The sequence below is a fragment of the Bradyrhizobium cytisi genome (assembly GCF_008123515.1).
GTDB classification, from domain to species: domain Bacteria; phylum Pseudomonadota; class Alphaproteobacteria; order Rhizobiales; family Xanthobacteraceae; genus Bradyrhizobium; species Bradyrhizobium cytisi.
In genome coordinates this window covers 83,958-101,812 of record NZ_VSSR01000051.1, presented here as the reverse complement: position 1 = coordinate 101,812, position 17,855 = coordinate 83,958, and the positions used below count along the sequence as shown (strand labels likewise).

Here is a 17,855-nt window from a genome sequence, read left to right as displayed (position 1 = left end):
CGACTGACGTGCTTTCGAGACCAACAAGAATAATTGCCGATAACAGGAAGTCGAACATGAACATTGCTGTTCTCCCCAACTCGCCCGAAACTGCACCGCAGATCGTCGATCCGCTCGATCATCTCGCCGAAAAGCTGTTCCATCGCATGGGCTCGGACGGCGTCTACGCCCGTACCGCGCTCTATGAGGGTATCGTCGAGAGGCTCGCCGCGCTGATCACCAGCAATCGCGAAGCCGGCACCGAGGTGATGCGCTTCCCGCCGGTGATGAGCCGCGCCCAGCTGGAGAAATCCGGCTACCTCAAGAGCTTTCCGAACCTGCTCGGCTGCGTCTGCGGCCTGCATGGCACCGAACGCGAGATCAACGCCGCGGTGAGCCGCTTCGATGCCGGTGGTGACTGGACTTCGTCGCTCTCGCCGGCCGACCTCGTGCTGTCGCCCGCGGCCTGCTATCCCGTGTATCCGATCGCAGCAAGCCGCGGCCAGCTGCCGAAGGGCGGCCTGCGCTTCGACGTCGCGGCCGACTGCTTCCGCCGCGAACCGTCAAAGCATCTCGACCGGCTGCAATCGTTCCGGATGCGCGAATATGTCTGCATCGGCACCCCCGATGACGTCGCCGATTTCCGCGAGCGCTGGATGGTGCGCGCGCAGGCAATCGCGACCGATCTCGGCCTGACCTTCCGCGTCGACTATGCCAGCGACCCCTTCTTCGGCCGCGTCGGCCAGATGAAGGCGGTGAGCCAGAAACAGCAGCAACTCAAGTTCGAGCTGCTCATCCCGCTGCGCTCCGAAGAGCAACCAACCGCCTGCATGAGCTTCAACTATCACCGCGAACATTTCGGCACGACCTGGGACATCCAGGACACCAATGGCGAGCCCGCGCACACCGGTTGCGTCGCCTTCGGCATGGACCGGCTCGCGGTCGCGATGTTCCACACCCACGGCACCGATCTCTCCGCGTGGCCCGCCAAGGTGCGGGACATTCTGGGCATGCAGTCGCGGGTCGCGGCGGATGCCCACGGCGAAGGCTGGCGCTAAGGCAAGAGGCCGATCATTTCCACGGGTAAGACGAGCGTGATCCACACCAAGGTCCGATGTCGCGAGATCACCGAAGCCGACGTCGATGCGGTCGCGGACCTGTTGACGCGTGGCTTCGTCGGCCGCTCGCGCAATTACTGGATCCAGGGACTGCGCCGGCAGGCCTTCCGGCCGGTGCCGGACGGCTATCCGCGCTTCGGCTACATGCTCGACAATGACGGCACGCCGGTCGGCGTGCTGCTGCTGATATACACGACGCGGAAGGATGGCGAGGAGACCGCCATCCACTGCAATCTATCGAGCTGGTATGTCGAGCCGGCCTACCGCAATTACGCGCCGCTGCTGACCAAGATCGCGCAGCGGCACAAGCACGTGACCTATCTCAACATCAGCCCGGCCGTCTGGACCTGGCCGATCATCGAGACGCAGGGCTTTCGCGCCTATTGCCGCGGCCTGTTCTTCTCGGTGCCGGCGTTGTCGCGCGCGCCGCGCTGGAGCAAGATCGAGGTCATCTCGCAGCACACCAAGCAGATCGAAGGGCTCTCCGACGAAGAGACCGAGCTGCTGACCCGGCACGCGCGCTACAATTGCCTCAGCCTGGTCTGCCGCACGCCGAAAGGAGTCTTCCCCTTCATCCTGCAACCGGTGCGCATCCGCCGCGGTTTCATCGCACCGCCGGCGATGCAGCTGATCTACTGCCGCAGTGCCGCCGAATATGCCGCCTGCGCTGGCCGCATTGGCCGGCTGCTGCTGCGGCTTGGCAAGATCTCGGTGATCGTCGATTCGAACGAGCCCATCCCCGGCCTTGTCGGTGTTTATACCGAGCGCCGTGGCCGCAAATATTTCAGGGGTCCGCACCGCCCGCGGCTGGCCGACCTCACGGATACGGAACTCGTGCTGTACGGGCCGTAGAAGCAGCGTCTGTTGCGCAGCCATCGCCAACTCAGGCTTGCAAGCACCTCAGCATCTCTCGCGCCCGAGGTCTGCACTCTCTCCATCACCGGTCACCCTCCGTAAACTACGGCGCTTAAGGGAATTTTCCCGCCTCTTCGCTACGCTCGGTGGCTGAATTACGTTGCGCTAAGTCTATTGCCACCGAGATCCACTGGTCCCATGACGTCGACCCGCGACAACGAGCTCGGTGCGCGCCGCGAGCAAGGCCAGCAGGCCCTGCTCTCGCTGAGCCAGCTTGCGCTCGACGGCATGGAACAAGGCGTCTGCGTTTACGATGCCGACAACCGGATCGTGCTGGTCAACCGCCGGTATATCGAGCTGTTCGGCATGTCGGCCGACATTGTCCGGCTCGGAACGCGCTACCGCGACGTGCTCGCCCACAGCGTGGCGCTCGGCAATATCCGGGCAAGTGACCTTGACGCGCTCTACGCTGCGCGGATCGCATTGATCGCGGCCGGCAAGCCGTTCCATACGCGGCAGACACTCGCCAGCGGCCTGGTCATCACGCTCGAGCTGAAGCCGCTTCCCGACGGCGGCTGGATGACGATCTGTGACGATGTCAGCCGCCTCGCCCGGCTCGAGGTCGAGCTGCAACTTCAGACCGAGCGCAGCCAGCACGCGCTCGCCAACATGTCGCACGGCCTCATCATGTATGACGCCGACAGCCGCGTCGTCGTCTGCAACGAACGCTTCCTGCAATTCTACAACCTAGACCCTGAGGTCCTGAAGTCTGGCATCTCGCATAGCACGGTCATCGAGCACTGGCTGTCGCGCGGCAACACGGCGGATATGTCCGCAGACGAGTTCCGCGAGACCCGGATCAACGACGTCCGGACCAGGAGCCCGAAAACCGTTCTCGTGACGCGCTATGACGGCCGCAGGGTACAGGCCGTGTCCAGATTCATGCCAGACGGCGGCTGGGTCACCGTGCATGAGGACGTCACCGAGCGGCTGCAGCACGAAGAGACGCTGAAGCAGCAAAATCTCATGCTGGATGCGGCGCTCGAAAACATGGCGCATGGCCTCGCGTTCTACGACAGCGACATGCGCCTGCGCATCTGCAACTCCACCTACCAGCAGATCTATCGGCTGTTGCCGGAGGAGAGCAAGCCCGGCACGCATCTCGCCGAGCTGATCGAGCGCTCGATGACGAACGGCGCCTTCGCTTCCGAATACAGCCCGCAACAGCTCGTTGAAGCCGCCAGCGCGCGCATCGCGAACCGCGATTCCTCTCCGATGCGGAGGAGCATGTCGAACGGCACCGTGATCTCGGTTCGCTATTGCGCGCTGCCCGAGGGCGGCTTCGTCGCCACCTACGAGGACATCACCGAGCGCGAACGCGCGGTCGAGGAGCTGAGTGAGCAGTATCGCCGCTTCGACGCGGCGCTGAACAACATGAGCCAGGGCCTGTGCATGCTCGATGCGAGCCTCCACGTCATCGTCTGCAACCGCCGCTACATCGAGATGTACGGCCTGTCGCCCGACATTGTGAAGCCCGGCGTCTCGATGCGCGAGATCATGGAGCACAGCTGCGATCTCGGCATCCATCCGAACACCACCGCCGCCAAGATCTATGCCGACTATGTCGAGCGGCTGCGCGAGGGCGAGCACACGCTGCACCGCCATTTGAGCGACGGCCGCATCATCAAGCTCAACCACAAGCGGATGGAGCATGGCGGCTGGGTCGTCACCTATGAGGACGTCACCGAGCGTCATAAGGCCCAGGCCCGGGTCGCGCACATGGCGCAGCACGACTCCCTGACTGACTTGCCCAACCGCACGCTGTTCCGCGAGAAGATGGGCGAGGGGCTGAACCAGGTCGCGATCGCCGGCGGCGCCATGGCCGTGCTGTGCTTCGACCTCGACAATTTCAAGACCGTCAACGACCGGCTCGGCCACGCCGCCGGCGACCGGTTGCTGCGCTGGGTCGCGGCGCGGCTGAGGGAGAATGCCGGCGAGCACGACACCGTCGCCCGTCTCGGCGGCGACGAGTTCGCCGTGCTCCAGCGCGGACCGCAACCGCAATCGGCGGAGCGGCTGGCACGCCGCCTGGTCGAGATCATCGGTCATCCGCCGCCGCTGGAGAGCCAGTCGATCCATGTCGGCGTCTCCGTCGGCATCGCGATCGCGCCCGACCACGGCCTCGACGCGGACGAGCTGATGAAATGCGCCGATCTCGCGCTGTACCAGGCCAAGGCCAAGGGACGCGGCGCCTATCAGCTGTTCGAGCCCGAAATGGAAGAAGAGGCGCGCAGCCGGCACGCACTGGAGTACGATCTGCGCGGCGCGCTGGAAGCCAACCAGTTCCATCTGGTGTTCCAGCCGCAGGTGCGGCTCGACACCACCGAGCTGACCGGCTTCGAGGCGCTGCTGCGCTGGAAGCATCCCTCGCGCGGCTTCGTCTCGCCGGCCGAGTTCATTCCGATCGCCGAAGAGAACGGGCTGATCGTTCCGATCGGCGAATGGGTGCTGCGTACCGCTTGCGCCACTGCGGCCTCATGGCCGGATGTCACAGTCGCAGTCAATCTGTCGCCGGTGCAGTTCCGCTCGCGCGGACTGGTGACGATGGTGACGAGCGCGCTTGCAGAAGCCGGCCTGCCGCCGCGGCGGCTCGAGCTCGAGGTCACTGAGACGGCGCTGCTCGATGACAGCGAAGCGACGATCGGGATCCTGCACCAGCTCCGCACCCTCGGCGTGCGCGTCAGCCTCGACGATTTCGGCGTCGGCTATTCGTCGCTGAGTTACTTGCGCAAATTTCCGTTCGACCGCATCAAGATCGACCGCTCCTTCGTCGGCACGCTCGGCGAGAGCCCGGAAAGCGCCGCGATCGTCCGCACTATCGCGAGCCTCGGCGCCGTGCTCCGCGTCGAGACGACGGCGGAAGGGGTCGAGACGATCGAGCAGCTCGACTTCGTCCGCGAATGCGGCTGCACGGCGGTGCAGGGCTATTATTTCGGCAAGCCCTGCCCGGCGGCTGAGGTGGGGCTTACCATCGAGACGCTGAACGCAGTCCGCCGCGTGGCGTGAGCCTGCCTATTCCCCTCGCGAACATCGCGAAAACAACCCCATGCAAAGTAGAACGGCATTGATTTCAAAGGGGAAATCATGGCGTTCGCGACGCTACCCCGATCCGCCCACGATATCTCACCCCGCCGCCGGCAGCGCGCTGTCCGGCGGCGCACCCCACGGGCGGTCAGCGGAGGCCAGCCCGATCAGGCGGCCCTGGATGTAGTCGCAGCCCCAGTCGCGCAGCATGTTGGCGGCCTCCTCGTCCTGCACCCATTCGGCGACGGTCTTGATGTCGAGGCGGCGGGCGAGGTCGATCAAGGTCTGCACGAAGGCGCGGTCGTCGGCGGAATGCGTGATGTTCTGGACGAAGGCGCCGTCGATCTTGACGATGTCGACGCCGAGCTTGCGCAGATTGCGGAACGAGGTGTAGCCGGCGCCGAAATCGTCGATGGCGATGCGGCTGCCGAAATTCTTCAGCCGCGTGACGAAGCCGCGGACGTCGTCGATGTCCTGGATCGCCACCGTCTCGGTGATCTCGACGATCAGCCGCTCGGCGACGCCGGGATGGGCGTGCATCAGCGATTCGATTCCCGCCCACCAATCGGGGTCCATCGTGGTATCCGGCGAAATGTTGAGGCTGAGGCGGATGTCGGGCGCGGCCGCGAGCTCGGCGACCACGAGCTCGAGCACGCGGTGATCGACCAGGCGAATAAGGCCGAGCCGCTCGGCGACCGGAACGATGTCGGGCGCGAGCAGCACCTGGCCGCCGCCCTGATCCATCCGCACCAGGCATTCGTGGAACGCGCCTTCGCGCGTCGCAGCCGACACCACCGGCTCGTACGCGAGCTTGATGCGGCGCTCGTTGAGCGCGGTGACGATCTCGTCGGTGACGCGAATGTTGACGCGGCGCTGCGCGTCGCGCTCGGCATTCGGACGCCAGGCGGCGAACGAGCCGACGCGGCGGCGCTTGGCGGCATCCAGCGTCTCGTGGGCGCGGTTGATGGCCTCGTCGGTATTGCGGGCATAGCGCGGCAGGCTGACCGCGCCGATCGAGACGGTGACCGAGACCGGGCCGGACTTGGTCGGCACCACCTCATCACGGACGCCGGCGAGGAAGCGCTCCGCGGCAACGTTCATGTCGTCGACGGTGCAGTTCTTCAGGATCAGGCCGAACTTGTTGCCGGAGAAGCGGCCGAGCACGTCACCACCGCGCAAGCGCGTGCGAATGCGCTTGGCGACGTCGAGGATCACGGCATCGGCAACGTCGAAGCCGAAGGCGTCGTTGACGCGGGCAAGATGATCGATGCCGACCAGCATGAAGGCTGCGGTCGAGCGGAAGCGGCTCGTCTCCTCGATCGCCTCGGCCAGCGCCGCGATCAGGTGAGAGCGGTTGAGCTCGCCGGTCAGGGGATCAAGCCGGGCAAGCTTGGTCAGCTCCTCGTCACGGGCGTGCTGCTCATTGTTGATGCGGACAGAGCCGATCGCGCGCATCGGGCGGCCGTCGGCACCGGCGAACCAGCGGCCGGTCTCCTCGATCCAGACCACGGGATCGGAGGCGCTCAGGCGCACGCCATATTCGACCCGGTAGGGCGTGCCGTCGGTGCCGTGCACGGCGGAAGTCTGCGCCAGCGCCGCGCTCCGCAGCGTCTGCGCAGGCTCGATCAGCTTGGCGAACTCGGCGCCGGTCGCGAGCCGCTCGGGGGGAATGCCGGGGAAGATGGCGTCGGCCTGCTCGCCCCAGACGATGGCGTCGCTCGCGATATCCCAGACGAACACGGCCTGACCGAGAGCGGCCAGGATTTCAGAGGCTTGCGGCAATGCTGGAGTCAAAAGCGCCTCGTTTCGGGACAGCGGGGAGTCCTGAGCCGGCACAGAATACGGCCAGATTCGTCTCCGACCCTAGGCAAAGTTGATAAACAATTTGGAAACCACGTTCTGCGGGCCCCCGGAACCATATAGGCTCGACCGGCATAGGCCTTGCGAGACCATCACAGGCACAGCGCGCTTCGTCCCGAAACGCGACAATTGACCGGCCTGACGGTGTTACGATGGTGACGACTGATAGATCGGACGAAGCGGAGCGGACGGTGGGCACCGCAGTGGTGCCGCTGACCCCGACGCTGGAATGGGTCCACAAAGTCATCCCGCTGACGCGCCCCGATCCGAGCTTCGTCACCCAGCTGATCGCCAATGCCGAGCACCTGCCCCAGGCAAGCCGGCTGCGCCGCGGCTCCTCCGAGGACGCCCGCATGGCCTATGGCAAACGCCCGCTTCCCAGCGTCACCTCACGCACGCGTCAGGTGGCTTGAGATCGATTTGAAGTGAGACGGCCCTTCTTACCTCTCCCCGCTTGCGGGGAGAGGTCGGATCGCTCTTGCGATCCGGGTGAGGGGGTACAGGTCTCACGGCGATCTCATGCGTGGAGAGAGGCCCCTCACCCCAACCCTCTCCCCGTAAGAACGGGGCGAGGGAGCACACTGCCGCCGCAGTGAGATGCGGGCGAATCCAGAGAAATCAGCGCGGCTCTTCGGGTGAGGGCGGCGTACCGTTGCCCGGCTGCAAATGCGGCGAGGGAATTTCCGGCGACGATACGATGCCCGGCTTCGGCGCGGGGTGATCCATCAAGACGGATTCGGCGACCGATTGCGCCGAGGGCGCGGGCGGCGGTTCAGGCACGGGATCGAGCTTCGGCTCGAACACCGTCGCCGGCGGCGGCGCCTCGGCCTGGCGTTTGGCCTTGCGCGGCACCGCTACCGCCTCGGCGGCAACATAGGTGATGCGACGGCGCGCGCGTTGGGCGATGCCGCCGAGGAAATCGGCCATCGCAAGCAGCACCAGCAGGAAGTAAGTGGAATTGCCGAATTTGGGCCACATCACGAATTCGGCCGCCGCCGCGCCGAACAGGATCAGCGACAGCAGATGATCCATCAGGAATTTCGCGCCGGGCCGAGCGCCCTTGACCACTTCGAGCAGCAGCAGCAACACGCCAAGCGCCAGCAGCAGATCGGCAAGCGTGACCGACCAGGTCTCGCCGGTGATCATCGGCACCTTGAACAGCACGTCCGAAAAGGACACGCTGGGCATCAGGAAGGCGATGATGTTGTAGACCGCGAGCGGAATCAGAAGCAGCGGGAAACCGACCATCGGCAAAGCGCCTTCTCGATCAAGATGTCCGGGCAAGACAACGCGACGGCGCAGCATACGCTCCGCCGCCGACACCGTCATATCTCATGGATTGGCCGAAATCAGGCAGGTCACGTCATCCTGATCGAGGATAACCCTGCCCGAGAAGAGTCTTTAGGACTCTTTCTTCTTCAGGACCTGACGGCCCTTGTACATTCCGGTCTTGAGGTCGAGATGATGCGGACGACGGAGCTCACCGGAGTCCTTGTCTTCCACATAGGTCGGCTTCTTGATGGCGTCTGCCGAGCGGCGCATGCCACGGCGCGACGGCGAAGTTTTTCGTCTCGGAACGGCCATTTCAATATCCTCTAGGGATTGGTGTCATCAGGGCATCGTCCGCTGGGGGACGGCTCAGCATCCAAACGGGGCGAGCGAAATGCCGATCAAGGCCGGGCTTATAGAGGAAGGCTGGCCGTAAAGCTAGGGTTCTGGGACGGAAAATACGCCCGAAAAGGGCCCGAAATCAGCGATTTTCCCGCCAGCAGGTCAAAAGCGAGGAGGCCTGTCCCCTTGCCACGTAGGTCCCGGCCAGCCGCCGGACGCCCGGTCCCGGGGTCCTGGCGCTGCGTTTGACCGGATTCGGCAGGATCGAGGCCAAAAGGGCCGCTTCCCGGGGGGAGAGATTGCCGGCCGATTTGCCGAAAGCATAGGCGCTGCCCGTCTCGACCCCAAACTGGCCCTGCGGGCCGAACTCGGCGATGTTGAGGTAAATTTCCAGGATCCGGTGCTTGGGCAGGACGAAATCGATCCAGAGCGCCAGCGGGAATTCCAGCGCCTTGCGGACGAAATCCCGCCCCTGCCAAAGGAACAGGTTTTTCGCGACCTGCTGGGTGATGGTGGAGGCGCCGCGGAACGGCGTACCGTCCTCCTTGGCGTCGTCGATGGCCTCGCGCAGCGCGCCCCAGTCGATGCCGTGGTGCTTGCAGAAATGGGCGTCCTCGGCCGCCACCACCGCGCGCGGCAAATACGGCGACATCGCCGCCAGATCGATCCATTCCCGATGCATCGGCGCGCCCGTCAGGGAGCGCCAGGCCATCAGCGTCGAGACCGGATGGCCGCTGCGGTAGAACGGCGCGACCACATAGGGCGCGAAAGCCACGACCGCGAGCGCCAGCAGCAGGATTTTGACGATGCGCAAATCGACCTTTCCGGCGCAAAATGAAACGCGGCTCGCGGCCTCGGCATTAAGTCTGTGATAATTCGGGCGTTTTCCAGCACTTTTTAGGCCTTCCAAACGATTGACTGGGGCCGGCTCATAAAGGATTGTCCCGCCGAATTTTGGTTCTGGAGCCTTTCTTGATGACCGGCACGTCCCCGTCCGATTTCGCCAAACGTCTGGACAAGACCGCTGATGACACCGAAGCCCTGCTCGGGCGCCTGCTGTCGGACGACATCCTGCACGATGAGATCGCCCGTCCCAAGCGACTGATGGACGCAATGCGCTATTCGAGCCTGAATGGCGGCAAGCGCCTGCGGCCGTTCCTGGTGGTCGAGAGCGCGGCCGTGTTCGGCGTTCCCCGCGAAGCGGCGCTGCTCGTGGGCGCCGCGCTCGAATGCATCCACTGCTATTCGCTGATCCATGACGATCTGCCGGCGATGGACAATTCGGACCTGCGCCGTGGCCGCCCCACCCTGCACAAGCAGACCGATGATGCCACCGCGATCCTCGCCGGCGACGGCCTTCTGACCATCGCCTTCGACATCGTCACCCGCGACGAGATCCATCGCGATGCCAATGTGCGGCTGCTGCTGACGCGGGCGCTGGCACGCTGCGCCGGCATCGGCGGCATGGTCGGCGGCCAGATCCTCGATCTCGCCGGTGAAGGCCGCTTTGGCGATCGTGAACCGGTCGATGTCGCGCGCATCCAGCAGATGAAGACCGGCGCGCTGCTGCGCTACGGCTGCATCGCCGGCGCGATTCTCGGTCAGGCCTCGAAGGCGGAATATCAGGCGCTCGACGATTACGGCCGCGCGCTCGGGGAAGCGTTCCAGATCGCCGACGATCTGCTCGACGTCGAGGGCGATGCGGCAGCGCTCGGCAAGCCCTCGGGCCAGGACGCAGCGCTCGGCAAGACCACTTTCGTCACCCAGCTCGGCATTGAAGGCGCCAAGCAGCGTGTGCGCGACCTGCTCGCGCGCGCCGACAGCGCCGTGTCGATCTTCGGCGATCGCGCCGCCGTGCTGCAAGCCGCCGCCCGCTTCGTCGCCGAACGCAAGAGCTGACGCGCATCGATGGCGGCCGAGGGCAAAGAAGATCCCGTCCTCGTCCGCTTCCGCCAGATGTCGCGGCCGATGCGGCTCATCTACGCCCGGCCGCGGACGTTTATCTCGCTTGGTATCGGCATCCTCGTCTGCCTGCTGTTGCCGGGCTCGCTCCGGCTGACGACGCGGCTTGTGCTCGGCTGGGATGCGCTGATCGCGGTGTATCTCGTGCTGGTCTACAGCATGATGCTGTGCAACGACCACCAGCACATCCGCCGTAGCGCCGCGATGCAGGACGACGGCCGCTTCGTGATCCTGCTGGTGACGGCGATTGGCGCGTTTGCCAGTATCGCGGCGATCGTCGCGGAGCTCGGCGCCCACCGCGGCGCTGCGGAGCTGACCATCGCCATCAGCACCATCGCGCTATCCTGGGCCGCCGTGCACACGACCTTCGCGCTGCATTATGCCCACGACTATTACCGCCATCCGCCGGGCGGCTTGCAGTTCCCGAGCGGCGACAAGGAAGACCACGCCGACTATTGGGACTTCGTCTATTTCTCGTTCGTGATCGGCATGACCGCGCAGGTCTCCGACGTCGGCATCACCGACAAGACCATCCGCCGCACCGCGACGGCGCACGGCATCGTGTCCTTTGTCTACAACACGGCCCTGCTGGCGCTGACGGTGAACATCGCAGCGAGCGCGATCGCGACTTGATCCCCGCGACAGGGTCCCGGCTTCACCGCAGGGCTATCGCATATGGGAGCGATTTCTCTGTGGCCATCCTTCGAGACGCCCGCCGTTGGCGGGCCCTCAGGATGAGGACCGAGCGTGCGGCCGTAGTTTTGACGAGCACCGATGCCGCTTAGCCTCATCCTGAGGAGACCGCGAAGCGGTCGTCTCGAAGGACGAGGCGCGCACTCAGCTCGTGCAAAATGCCATATGCGATTGCCGGAACAATGTCGCGGGAAGCAGCCTCCTCAATTGCAGACCTCGGCATTGGCATCAACGTGAGGGCCGCCGCCGCCGCGATAGACGAGGTGGCAGCCGGGCCTGACAGGACGGCAGAGGAGATCGTTGCAGAAAATCTGGCCGCTGCCACCTGAGGCGCGACCGGCGCCGGCCGCCGCGATGCCGCCCGCCGCTCCAGCGGCCGCGCCGCCGGACTGGCGACGCTGCCGTGCCGGACGATCATCGCCGTCGTCGCGCTTGGCGGTTGCAGGCTTGGCCGGCTTGCCGGCACGCTGCTTCTCGCACTCATTGTCGTCGTTCAGCGCATAACCGTCGCCGCAGACGATCCTGGTGCACTTGTCGCCGTCGGCCTTGAAGCCGTGATCGCAGAGCAGCGGGCAAACGCGCGACTGCTTGGACTTGACCGTGTCGAGCGCATCGGTGCTCGCCACCTTCACGTCGAGCTTGGTGCCGGCATAGCGGTTGAACTGCGACAGCGACCGCTGCGAGGACGGGCTCCAGTTGCCGTCAGCCTGACCGGAGAAACAGCCGACGCGGCCAAGCTCGGTCTGGACCGAGCGGCTGAGATCGGCCGGCGCGGTCGCCGGTGTCAGCGAAGCGACATTGGTGCCGGCGGGGCTCGCCGCGCTGGCGGGCGCGGCGCCCGGCGCGGAAGAAGCGAGATTGACGCGCTGCTGCTCGGCAGCCGCAGCCTGCTGCTGCGCCTGCTCCTTGGCCTTCTGGGCGGCAAGCTGGGCCTGCTCGGCTGCTTTCGCGTCGGCCGCAGCCTTGGTCTGGGCGTCCTTCTGGGCGCCGAGCGCGGCGAGACGGTCGCGTTCGGCATCGGCCTGCTTCGTCTTCTCGATCGCCGCCGCATGAACCTGCTCGGCCTGGATCTTATCGAGCTGGAGCTTGGCAAGGTTCGCATAGAAGCCGTCCGGATGCTGGGCCAGGAAGGCCTCCCATGCCGGCTTGTTGCCGACCTGGAGCGCCAGCTCGTAGTCGCGGCGCATATCGGCCTGCGGATTCACCACGGGCGCGGGCGCCGTCGCAGTCACGAGCGTGGCCTTGACCGGCACCAGCGGCACGTCTTCGCCGCCGAGCGAACCGTAGACGAACGGCTCCTGCTTGTTTCCGGTCGACTTGAGCACGTCGTCGCGCACGAAGCCGAAGGCGCGGCGAACATCGAGGCCCGGCGTCGTCAGATGCTTCGACAGCGCGATGGTGAACGGGCTGTTGGCGCCATCGCCGTCCTGCGCCGTGAAGCCGGCCTTGGCCGAATAGGCGATCAGCGTGTTGGAGCTGGTCGGCTCGACCTGGGCCAGACCACGACCGATGCCGCGCGAGGCGAGCGTGCGCTTCATGGTCCTGCCGAACGGATTGTCGCGGCAGGCATCGAGGATCACCAGGCGAAGCTGCTTCGCCGGCTCGACGGCGACCAGAACGCGATCGAGCGAGAGCGCCTCGTCATAGACGTCGGTGTCGCGCTCGAGCCTGGCATCGACCGGGATCAGATAATTGGAGCCTTCGACCTCGATGCCATGGCCGGCATAGTAGACGACGGCGATGTCGGCATCGCGGGTTGAATCAGCGAATTCGCGCAGCACACGCCGCGTGTCGAGCGCGGTCAGATCGTGGCGGGAATCGACGACATCGAAGCCGGCATCCTTCAGCGTCTTGGCCATCACCGCACCGTCATTGACGGGGTTCGTGAGCGGGGGCGCGTGCTGATAGGCCGAGTTGGCGAGCACCAGCGCGACGCGCTTTCCGGCGAAGGCGGGCCCGGCGCCGAACATCAGCGCGACGGCGAGGAGAAGCGGGCAAAGTCTGGACAAATTGCGCATGACACCACTTCCAAAAATTCGGGGCAGCTCACACCCTCAAGAATAGCCTTAGCAAGCTCCGCCACGCGCGCTTGTGATGGAGGTCACGAAGGCAGCGGCGGCGACAGGCCGAGCCCTCCCTTTTGTTAGTCGCGCCAGTGCGTTGGCGGTTCGCCGCCAAATCCGTGCGAGCCGGGTTACCCCTGGGCATCCCCGACATGCCGCCGGTACTGCGGCAGATCGTCCGTGATCTCGTGCCACGGAGCCTTGGAGTCGACGAAAATATGGGCGGTCGGGCGGATCGAGGGGGCATCGACCAGGGTTCCCATGGCCACATGGACCCATTTGCCTTCGCGGACCCGGGAATAAAGCAGGGAGCCGCAGCGGGCGCAGTGCGCGTCATGGGTGGTGTCGTCCCCGTAGATCATCCGCTGGTCCTCGCCCCCGACGAGGCGGAGCCGGCTATACTCGATGCCCGCGAACGGCTTGAAGGCGGAACCGGTGGTCCGGCGGCAGTTCGAGCAGTGGCAGTTCAGCGCATAGGAGAACGCATCCGCGACCTCGTAGCGGACGGCGCGGCAATAGCATTCGCCGGCAAGGATGCGAGCGTTCGGTTTTTCTGATCCGGTCATGACGATGCCCTCGCTCAAATAGCGCAGACACCCATAGCGCAATTCGATGCGTACCACTAAGTTCGCGGCGCGCCATCATTCAGAGGGATGACCCATGAGCCCAAATCATTCGAGCGTCGAAGCCGTCGTGCAATCCTATTTCGACGGGCTTTACGAGGGCGACGCCGAAAAGCTCGGCGACGCCTTCCATCCATCTGCCGATCTGCGCTGGGTGGAAAAGGGCGAGTTGAAGATCCTGACCGTGCCGGACTGGCTCGCATGGGTACGCAAGCGCCCCTCTGCCAAGGCGGAAGGCAAGCCGCGCGAGGATTTCATCGTCACCATCGACCGCTCGGACGACAAGACCGCCTTCATCAAGGTCAAATGCCAGTTGCCGCCGCGCTTCTTCACGGATTACCTGGTGGCGATGAAGCTCGCCGACGGCTGGCAGATCGTGTCGAAATCCTATCGGTATGATCTGAAGGAGTGAAGCTTTCACTGCCTGAAATCAGGCACAATCGTCTCGCATTTCTCCGTCATTGCGAGCGCAGCGAAGCAATCCAGAATCCCGCCGCGGTGACAGACTGGATTGCTTCGCTGCGCTCGCAATGACGGGCGCGGGTAGCGCGTACGTCGCATCCTTCCCACCTCTCCCCGCTCGAAAGTCCCGCATGCTGCTCGACCGCCGTTCCCTGCTCGCCTCGCTCTGCTGGATGGCCGCTGCTCCGGCTCTCGCCGCGGACGCACCGCCTGAGCTCGAATCCTATGAGCGCGAGAGCGGCGGACGGATCGGGGTCTATGCGGAGAACCTCGCCACTGGCGCAAAGCTCACCTGGCGGGCCGACGAGCGCTTCGTGATGTGCTCGACGTTCAAGGCTTCGCTCGCGGCTTGCGTGCTGGCGCGGGTCGATCGCGGCGAGGAACAGCTCGCCGCGATGATCCCTTATGGCAAGACCGACCTGCTGGAGTACGCGCCGGTCGCAAAGCAAAACCTCCCGGCCGGCGCGATGTCGGCCGCGGACATGTGCAAGGCGATCGTCGAGCTCAGCGACAACACCTGCGCCAATCTGCTGCTCGCGCGGATCGGCGGCCCCGCCGCACTCACGGCATTTTGGCGATCGATCGGCGACACCATTTCGCGGCTCGACCACAACGAGCCCGAGCTGAACCGCTCGCCGCCCGGCGATCCCCATGACACCACGACGCCGGCGGCGATGGCCGGCAATCTCAAGCGCCTGGTGACGGGCGAAGCGCTGTCGCCGGCGTCACGGGCCCAGCTCACCGACTGGATGGTGGGCTGCAAGACCGGCGCGAACCGGCTGCGCGGCGGCTTGCCGGCAGCCTGGAAGATCGGCGACAAGACCGGCAACAACGGCAAGGATGCGTCGGGCGATATCGCGGTCGCCTGGCCCAAACCGGATACGCCGATCCTGATCGCGGCCTACACCCAGGGCGGCACGCCGAACGTGGCGCAGATCGAGGCGGTGTTCGCCCGCATCGGGCGCATGGTGACTGAGCGATTGGCGTAAGCCGCCTCGCATTGACCTCTTGGCCGCTTCCGGGCCAAGACAGGGCATGATTGCAGCGCAATTCCAGACCTTCCTGATCCTGCTCGCCGTGCTGGCGGGCACGGCGCTGGTCGCCCGCCGTTTCAACATGGCGCCTGCCATTTTGCTGATGCTCTCCGGCGTCGGCCTCGCTTTCGTGCCGGGCATGCCGCCGGTGGAGCTGCCGCCGGAACTGGTCCTGCTGATGGTGCTGCCGCCGCTGATCTACTCGGCGAGCGTTGCGATGAGCTGGCGCGAGTTCAGGAACAATTTGCGTCCGATCGTGCTGCTCGCGGTCGGCGCCGTGATCTTCACCGCGGCGATGGTCGCGGCGGCCACTCATTACGTGATCGGCCTGCCCTGGAGCATCGGCTTCCTCCTGGGCGCCATCGTCGCGCCGCCCGACGTGGTGGCGCCGCTCGCGATCGCGCGACGGCTGAACATGCCGCGCCGGCTGATGGTCATCCTCGAGGGCGAAGGCCTCGCCAACGACGCAACCGCGCTGATCCTCTACCGCTTCGCGCTCGCTGCGATCGTGGTCGGGCATTTCTCGCTGCCGCTGGCGGCCGGCGAATTTGCCCTTATCGTCGCCGGCGAGATCGCCTTCGGCATCGGCGTCGGCTGGCTCTCCCTCCGCTTCCGCAAATGGTCCTGCGATCCGCAGGTCGAGCTGACGCTGTCGCTGATCACGCCCTACGTGTCCTACTGGCTGCCCGAGCATGTCGGCGGCTCCGGCGTGATCGCCACCGTCGCCTGCGGCCTCTATGTGAGCTGGAACGGGCCGCTGCTGATTTCGGCGTCGACGCGCCTGCAAGGCATCTTCTTCTGGGACCTCATCATCTATCTGATCGAGGGCTTGCTGTTCCTGCTCACCGGCTTCCAGATGCGCGCGCTCTACGAGAAATCGAAAGCGTTCCCGCTCGACGACATCATGATCGCGACCGCCGTGGTCATGGTCATCATCGTTCTGGCGCGTTTCGCCTGGCTCTACCCCGCGACCTATCTGCCGCGGATGTTCAGCAAATCGCTGCGCGCACGCGACCCGTCGCCGCCCTGGCAATGGCCGTTCGCGCTCGCGTTCACCGGCGTGCGCGGTGCGGTGTCGCTGGCCGCCGCGCTGGCGCTGCCGTTCACGCTGCCCGACGGCGCTGCCTTCCCGTATCGCGACCTGATCCTGTTCGTGGCCTTCGGCGTCATCTTCATCACCCTGATCGGCGTCGGCCTGACGCTGCCGCCGGTGGTTCGCTGGCTCGGCATCGCGGAAGCCGGCCGCAACGAGCATGTCGCCGCGCACGAGGCCGAGATCGCGGCACGGCGCCAGGCGCTCGACGCCGCGCTGAAATCGCTGGATGCGTTGAGCGAAGGGAAGGAGGTCTCGGACGAGGTGATGCGGCTACTGCGCGCGCGCCACGACATCCGCGTCAACCAGCTGCCTGATTCACTCGATCCCACCCGCCACGACGTCTCCGCCGCCGGCACCGCACTGACCCGCGAGCTGATCGTCGCAGAGCGCAAATTCATCCACGACCTCTTGCGCGACGGGCAGATCACCGACGAGACGCGACGGAGGATCGAGCGCGACCTGGACCTGGAAGAGGCGAGCCTGGCGAACCGGGAGTATCAGGGGGCGCCGCTGTAGCTTCTCGTCATTGCGAGCGTAGCGAAGCAATCCAGACTGCCGCCGCGGAAAGATTCTGGATTGCTTCGCTACGCTCGCAATGACGGCGGAGCAAGCTACCGTTTCTCGCAATACGCCCGCATCGCGGTCACCACGGCCGTCGCAATCAGCTCCTGCCGCTCGGGCGAATTCATCGCCATCTCCTCGTCGCGGTTGATGATGGAGCCTGCTTCCAGCAGCACCGCGGCGCTTCGGGTCTGCGAGAGCACGACGAGGGCGTCATAGCGGTAGACGCCGACATCCTTGTCCAGCAATGGATGCCGGTAACGCCCCATCAGCGGCAGGCTGTATTGCGTCGCGTATTGCAGGCCCTTCTCCTTCAGCTCCCGGCCCAGCAACCGGGCGAAGGCGAGGCTCGCGCCAAAGCGCGGATTGCGCTCGGACACGAACAGTGAATGACCGCTGAAGCGGTCGCTGAAATGGCTGCTGGCGCCCTCGAATTCCCATTCCTCGAGCATCTTGTCCGGCACGGAATCATGGTGGATCGACAGGAATAAATCGGCATGCGCGGCGTTGGCGGTGCCGACACGCTTGAGCAGGCTCGCCCGCGCCTTGCCTTCGGTCACCAGCACGCGGGTCGCGGCAAAGCCTGCCGACGTCAAGCGCTCTCCGATCAGCCGCGCCAGATGCAGGTTGAAGCCGAATTCCACATCGTTGCGCGCGCTGGTCGCGCCCTGCGATTCCGAGGTGTGCCCGACATCGAGGATGATCTTGAATTTACGCGGCTCGCAGGTCTCCGGAGCAGGCGGCTTGAGCTTGGCCCTTGCGGACCTTCGCGCTCCGGCTGCGTCGCCATGATCAGCCGAAGACACCAGAAGCGGGATCAACGCAACAGCGATAGCGGCGGTGATGCGCCACGA

At 65.4% G+C, this 17,855-nt stretch carries 16 protein-coding genes; 9 read left to right on the top strand and 7 right to left on the bottom strand.

Translation table 11 applies throughout. From position 1 onward, the window contains the following. Positions 1-56 precede the first annotated feature (56 nt). The 3 genes from FXB38_RS29000 to FXB38_RS28990 all read left to right on the top strand — a co-directional run bounded on the left by FXB38_RS29000 (position 57) and on the right by FXB38_RS28990 (position 5,018). Complete coding sequence (locus FXB38_RS29000; RefSeq protein ID WP_148754342.1) at positions 57-1,037, top strand: amino acid--[acyl-carrier-protein] ligase; 981 nt, start codon at positions 57-59, stop codon at positions 1,035-1,037. 36 nt (positions 1,038-1,073) lie between these two features. Next, positions 1,074-1,949, top strand: a complete 876-nt coding sequence (locus FXB38_RS28995; protein WP_148754341.1) for an acyl-CoA acyltransferase — start codon at positions 1,074-1,076, stop codon at positions 1,947-1,949. 201 nt (positions 1,950-2,150) lie between these two features. Then, positions 2,151-5,018, top strand: coding sequence for a PAS-domain containing protein (locus FXB38_RS28990; protein WP_148754340.1), 2,868 nt, complete (start codon positions 2,151-2,153; stop codon positions 5,016-5,018). A 117-nt stretch (positions 5,019-5,135) separates the two neighbouring features. Here FXB38_RS28990 and FXB38_RS28985 read toward each other — a convergent pair whose 3' ends face one another. Continuing rightward, positions 5,136-6,830 carry a GGDEF domain-containing phosphodiesterase gene (locus FXB38_RS28985; protein ID WP_187435211.1) on the bottom strand — a complete coding sequence of 565 codons (1,695 nt, stop codon included), beginning with the start codon at positions 6,828-6,830 and terminating at the stop codon, positions 5,136-5,138. A gap of 218 nt (positions 6,831-7,048) precedes the next feature. Here FXB38_RS28985 and FXB38_RS28980 point away from each other — a divergent pair, with 218 nt between their 5' ends. Next, the gene (locus FXB38_RS28980; RefSeq protein ID WP_148754338.1) at positions 7,049-7,309 is read left to right on the top strand and encodes a hypothetical protein; all 261 of its coding nucleotides are present in this window, start codon (positions 7,049-7,051) and stop codon (positions 7,307-7,309) included. A 205-nt stretch (positions 7,310-7,514) separates the two neighbouring features. Here the strand turns inward: FXB38_RS28980 and FXB38_RS28975 are convergent, their stop codons facing one another. The 3 genes from FXB38_RS28975 to mtgA all read right to left on the bottom strand — a co-directional run bounded on the left by FXB38_RS28975 (position 7,515) and on the right by mtgA (position 9,321). Next, positions 7,515-8,144 (bottom strand): hypothetical protein, encoded by a 630-nt coding sequence (locus tag FXB38_RS28975; RefSeq protein WP_187435210.1) that lies wholly within the window; start codon positions 8,142-8,144, stop codon positions 7,515-7,517. Positions 8,145-8,297: 153 nt separating this feature from the next. After that, positions 8,298-8,480, bottom strand: a complete 183-nt coding sequence (rpmF, locus tag FXB38_RS28970; RefSeq protein WP_007598106.1) for a 50S ribosomal protein L32 — start codon at positions 8,478-8,480, stop codon at positions 8,298-8,300. Between the two features lie 166 nt (positions 8,481-8,646). Beyond that, positions 8,647-9,321 (bottom strand): monofunctional biosynthetic peptidoglycan transglycosylase, encoded by a 675-nt coding sequence (mtgA, locus tag FXB38_RS28965; protein WP_148754336.1) that lies wholly within the window; start codon positions 9,319-9,321, stop codon positions 8,647-8,649. A 161-nt stretch (positions 9,322-9,482) separates the two neighbouring features. On the opposite strand from mtgA, the gene FXB38_RS28960 reads away from it, so the two are divergent. Both FXB38_RS28960 and FXB38_RS28955 read left to right on the top strand, forming a co-directional pair. Next, entirely contained in the window at positions 9,483-10,406 is a 924-nt protein-coding gene (locus FXB38_RS28960; RefSeq protein WP_148754335.1) for a polyprenyl synthetase family protein, read from the top strand. A 9-nt stretch (positions 10,407-10,415) separates the two neighbouring features. After that, positions 10,416-11,102, top strand: coding sequence for a DUF1345 domain-containing protein (locus FXB38_RS28955; RefSeq protein ID WP_148754334.1), 687 nt, complete (start codon positions 10,416-10,418; stop codon positions 11,100-11,102). Between the two features lie 263 nt (positions 11,103-11,365). Here the strand turns inward: FXB38_RS28955 and FXB38_RS28950 are convergent, their stop codons facing one another. Together FXB38_RS28950 and FXB38_RS28945 are read right to left on the bottom strand one after the other, a co-directional pair. Next, positions 11,366-13,180, bottom strand: coding sequence for a caspase family protein (locus tag FXB38_RS28950; protein ID WP_148754333.1), 1,815 nt, complete (start codon positions 13,178-13,180; stop codon positions 11,366-11,368). Between the two features lie 176 nt (positions 13,181-13,356). Next, complete coding sequence (locus FXB38_RS28945) at positions 13,357-13,791, bottom strand: GFA family protein (RefSeq protein WP_187435209.1); 435 nt, start codon at positions 13,789-13,791, stop codon at positions 13,357-13,359. 94 nt (positions 13,792-13,885) lie between these two features. Here FXB38_RS28945 and FXB38_RS28940 point away from each other — a divergent pair, with 94 nt between their 5' ends. The 3 genes from FXB38_RS28940 (at position 13,886) to FXB38_RS28930 (ending at position 16,956) form a co-directional block, all read left to right on the top strand. Next, a complete protein-coding gene (locus tag FXB38_RS28940) occupies positions 13,886-14,260 on the top strand; it encodes a nuclear transport factor 2 family protein (RefSeq protein ID WP_148754332.1) in 375 nt (124 codons plus the stop codon). 181 nt (positions 14,261-14,441) lie between these two features. Continuing rightward, the gene (gene bla, locus FXB38_RS28935) at positions 14,442-15,299 is read left to right on the top strand and encodes a class A beta-lactamase (RefSeq protein WP_148754331.1); all 858 of its coding nucleotides are present in this window, start codon (positions 14,442-14,444) and stop codon (positions 15,297-15,299) included. 46 nt (positions 15,300-15,345) lie between these two features. After that, entirely contained in the window at positions 15,346-16,956 is a 1,611-nt protein-coding gene (locus FXB38_RS28930; RefSeq protein WP_148754330.1) for a Na+/H+ antiporter, read from the top strand. Between the two features lie 95 nt (positions 16,957-17,051). Here FXB38_RS28930 and FXB38_RS28925 read toward each other — a convergent pair whose 3' ends face one another. After that, complete coding sequence (locus FXB38_RS28925) at positions 17,052-17,807, bottom strand: N-acetylmuramoyl-L-alanine amidase family protein (RefSeq protein WP_430640194.1); 756 nt, start codon at positions 17,805-17,807, stop codon at positions 17,052-17,054. Between the last annotated feature and the right edge of the window lie 48 nt (positions 17,808-17,855).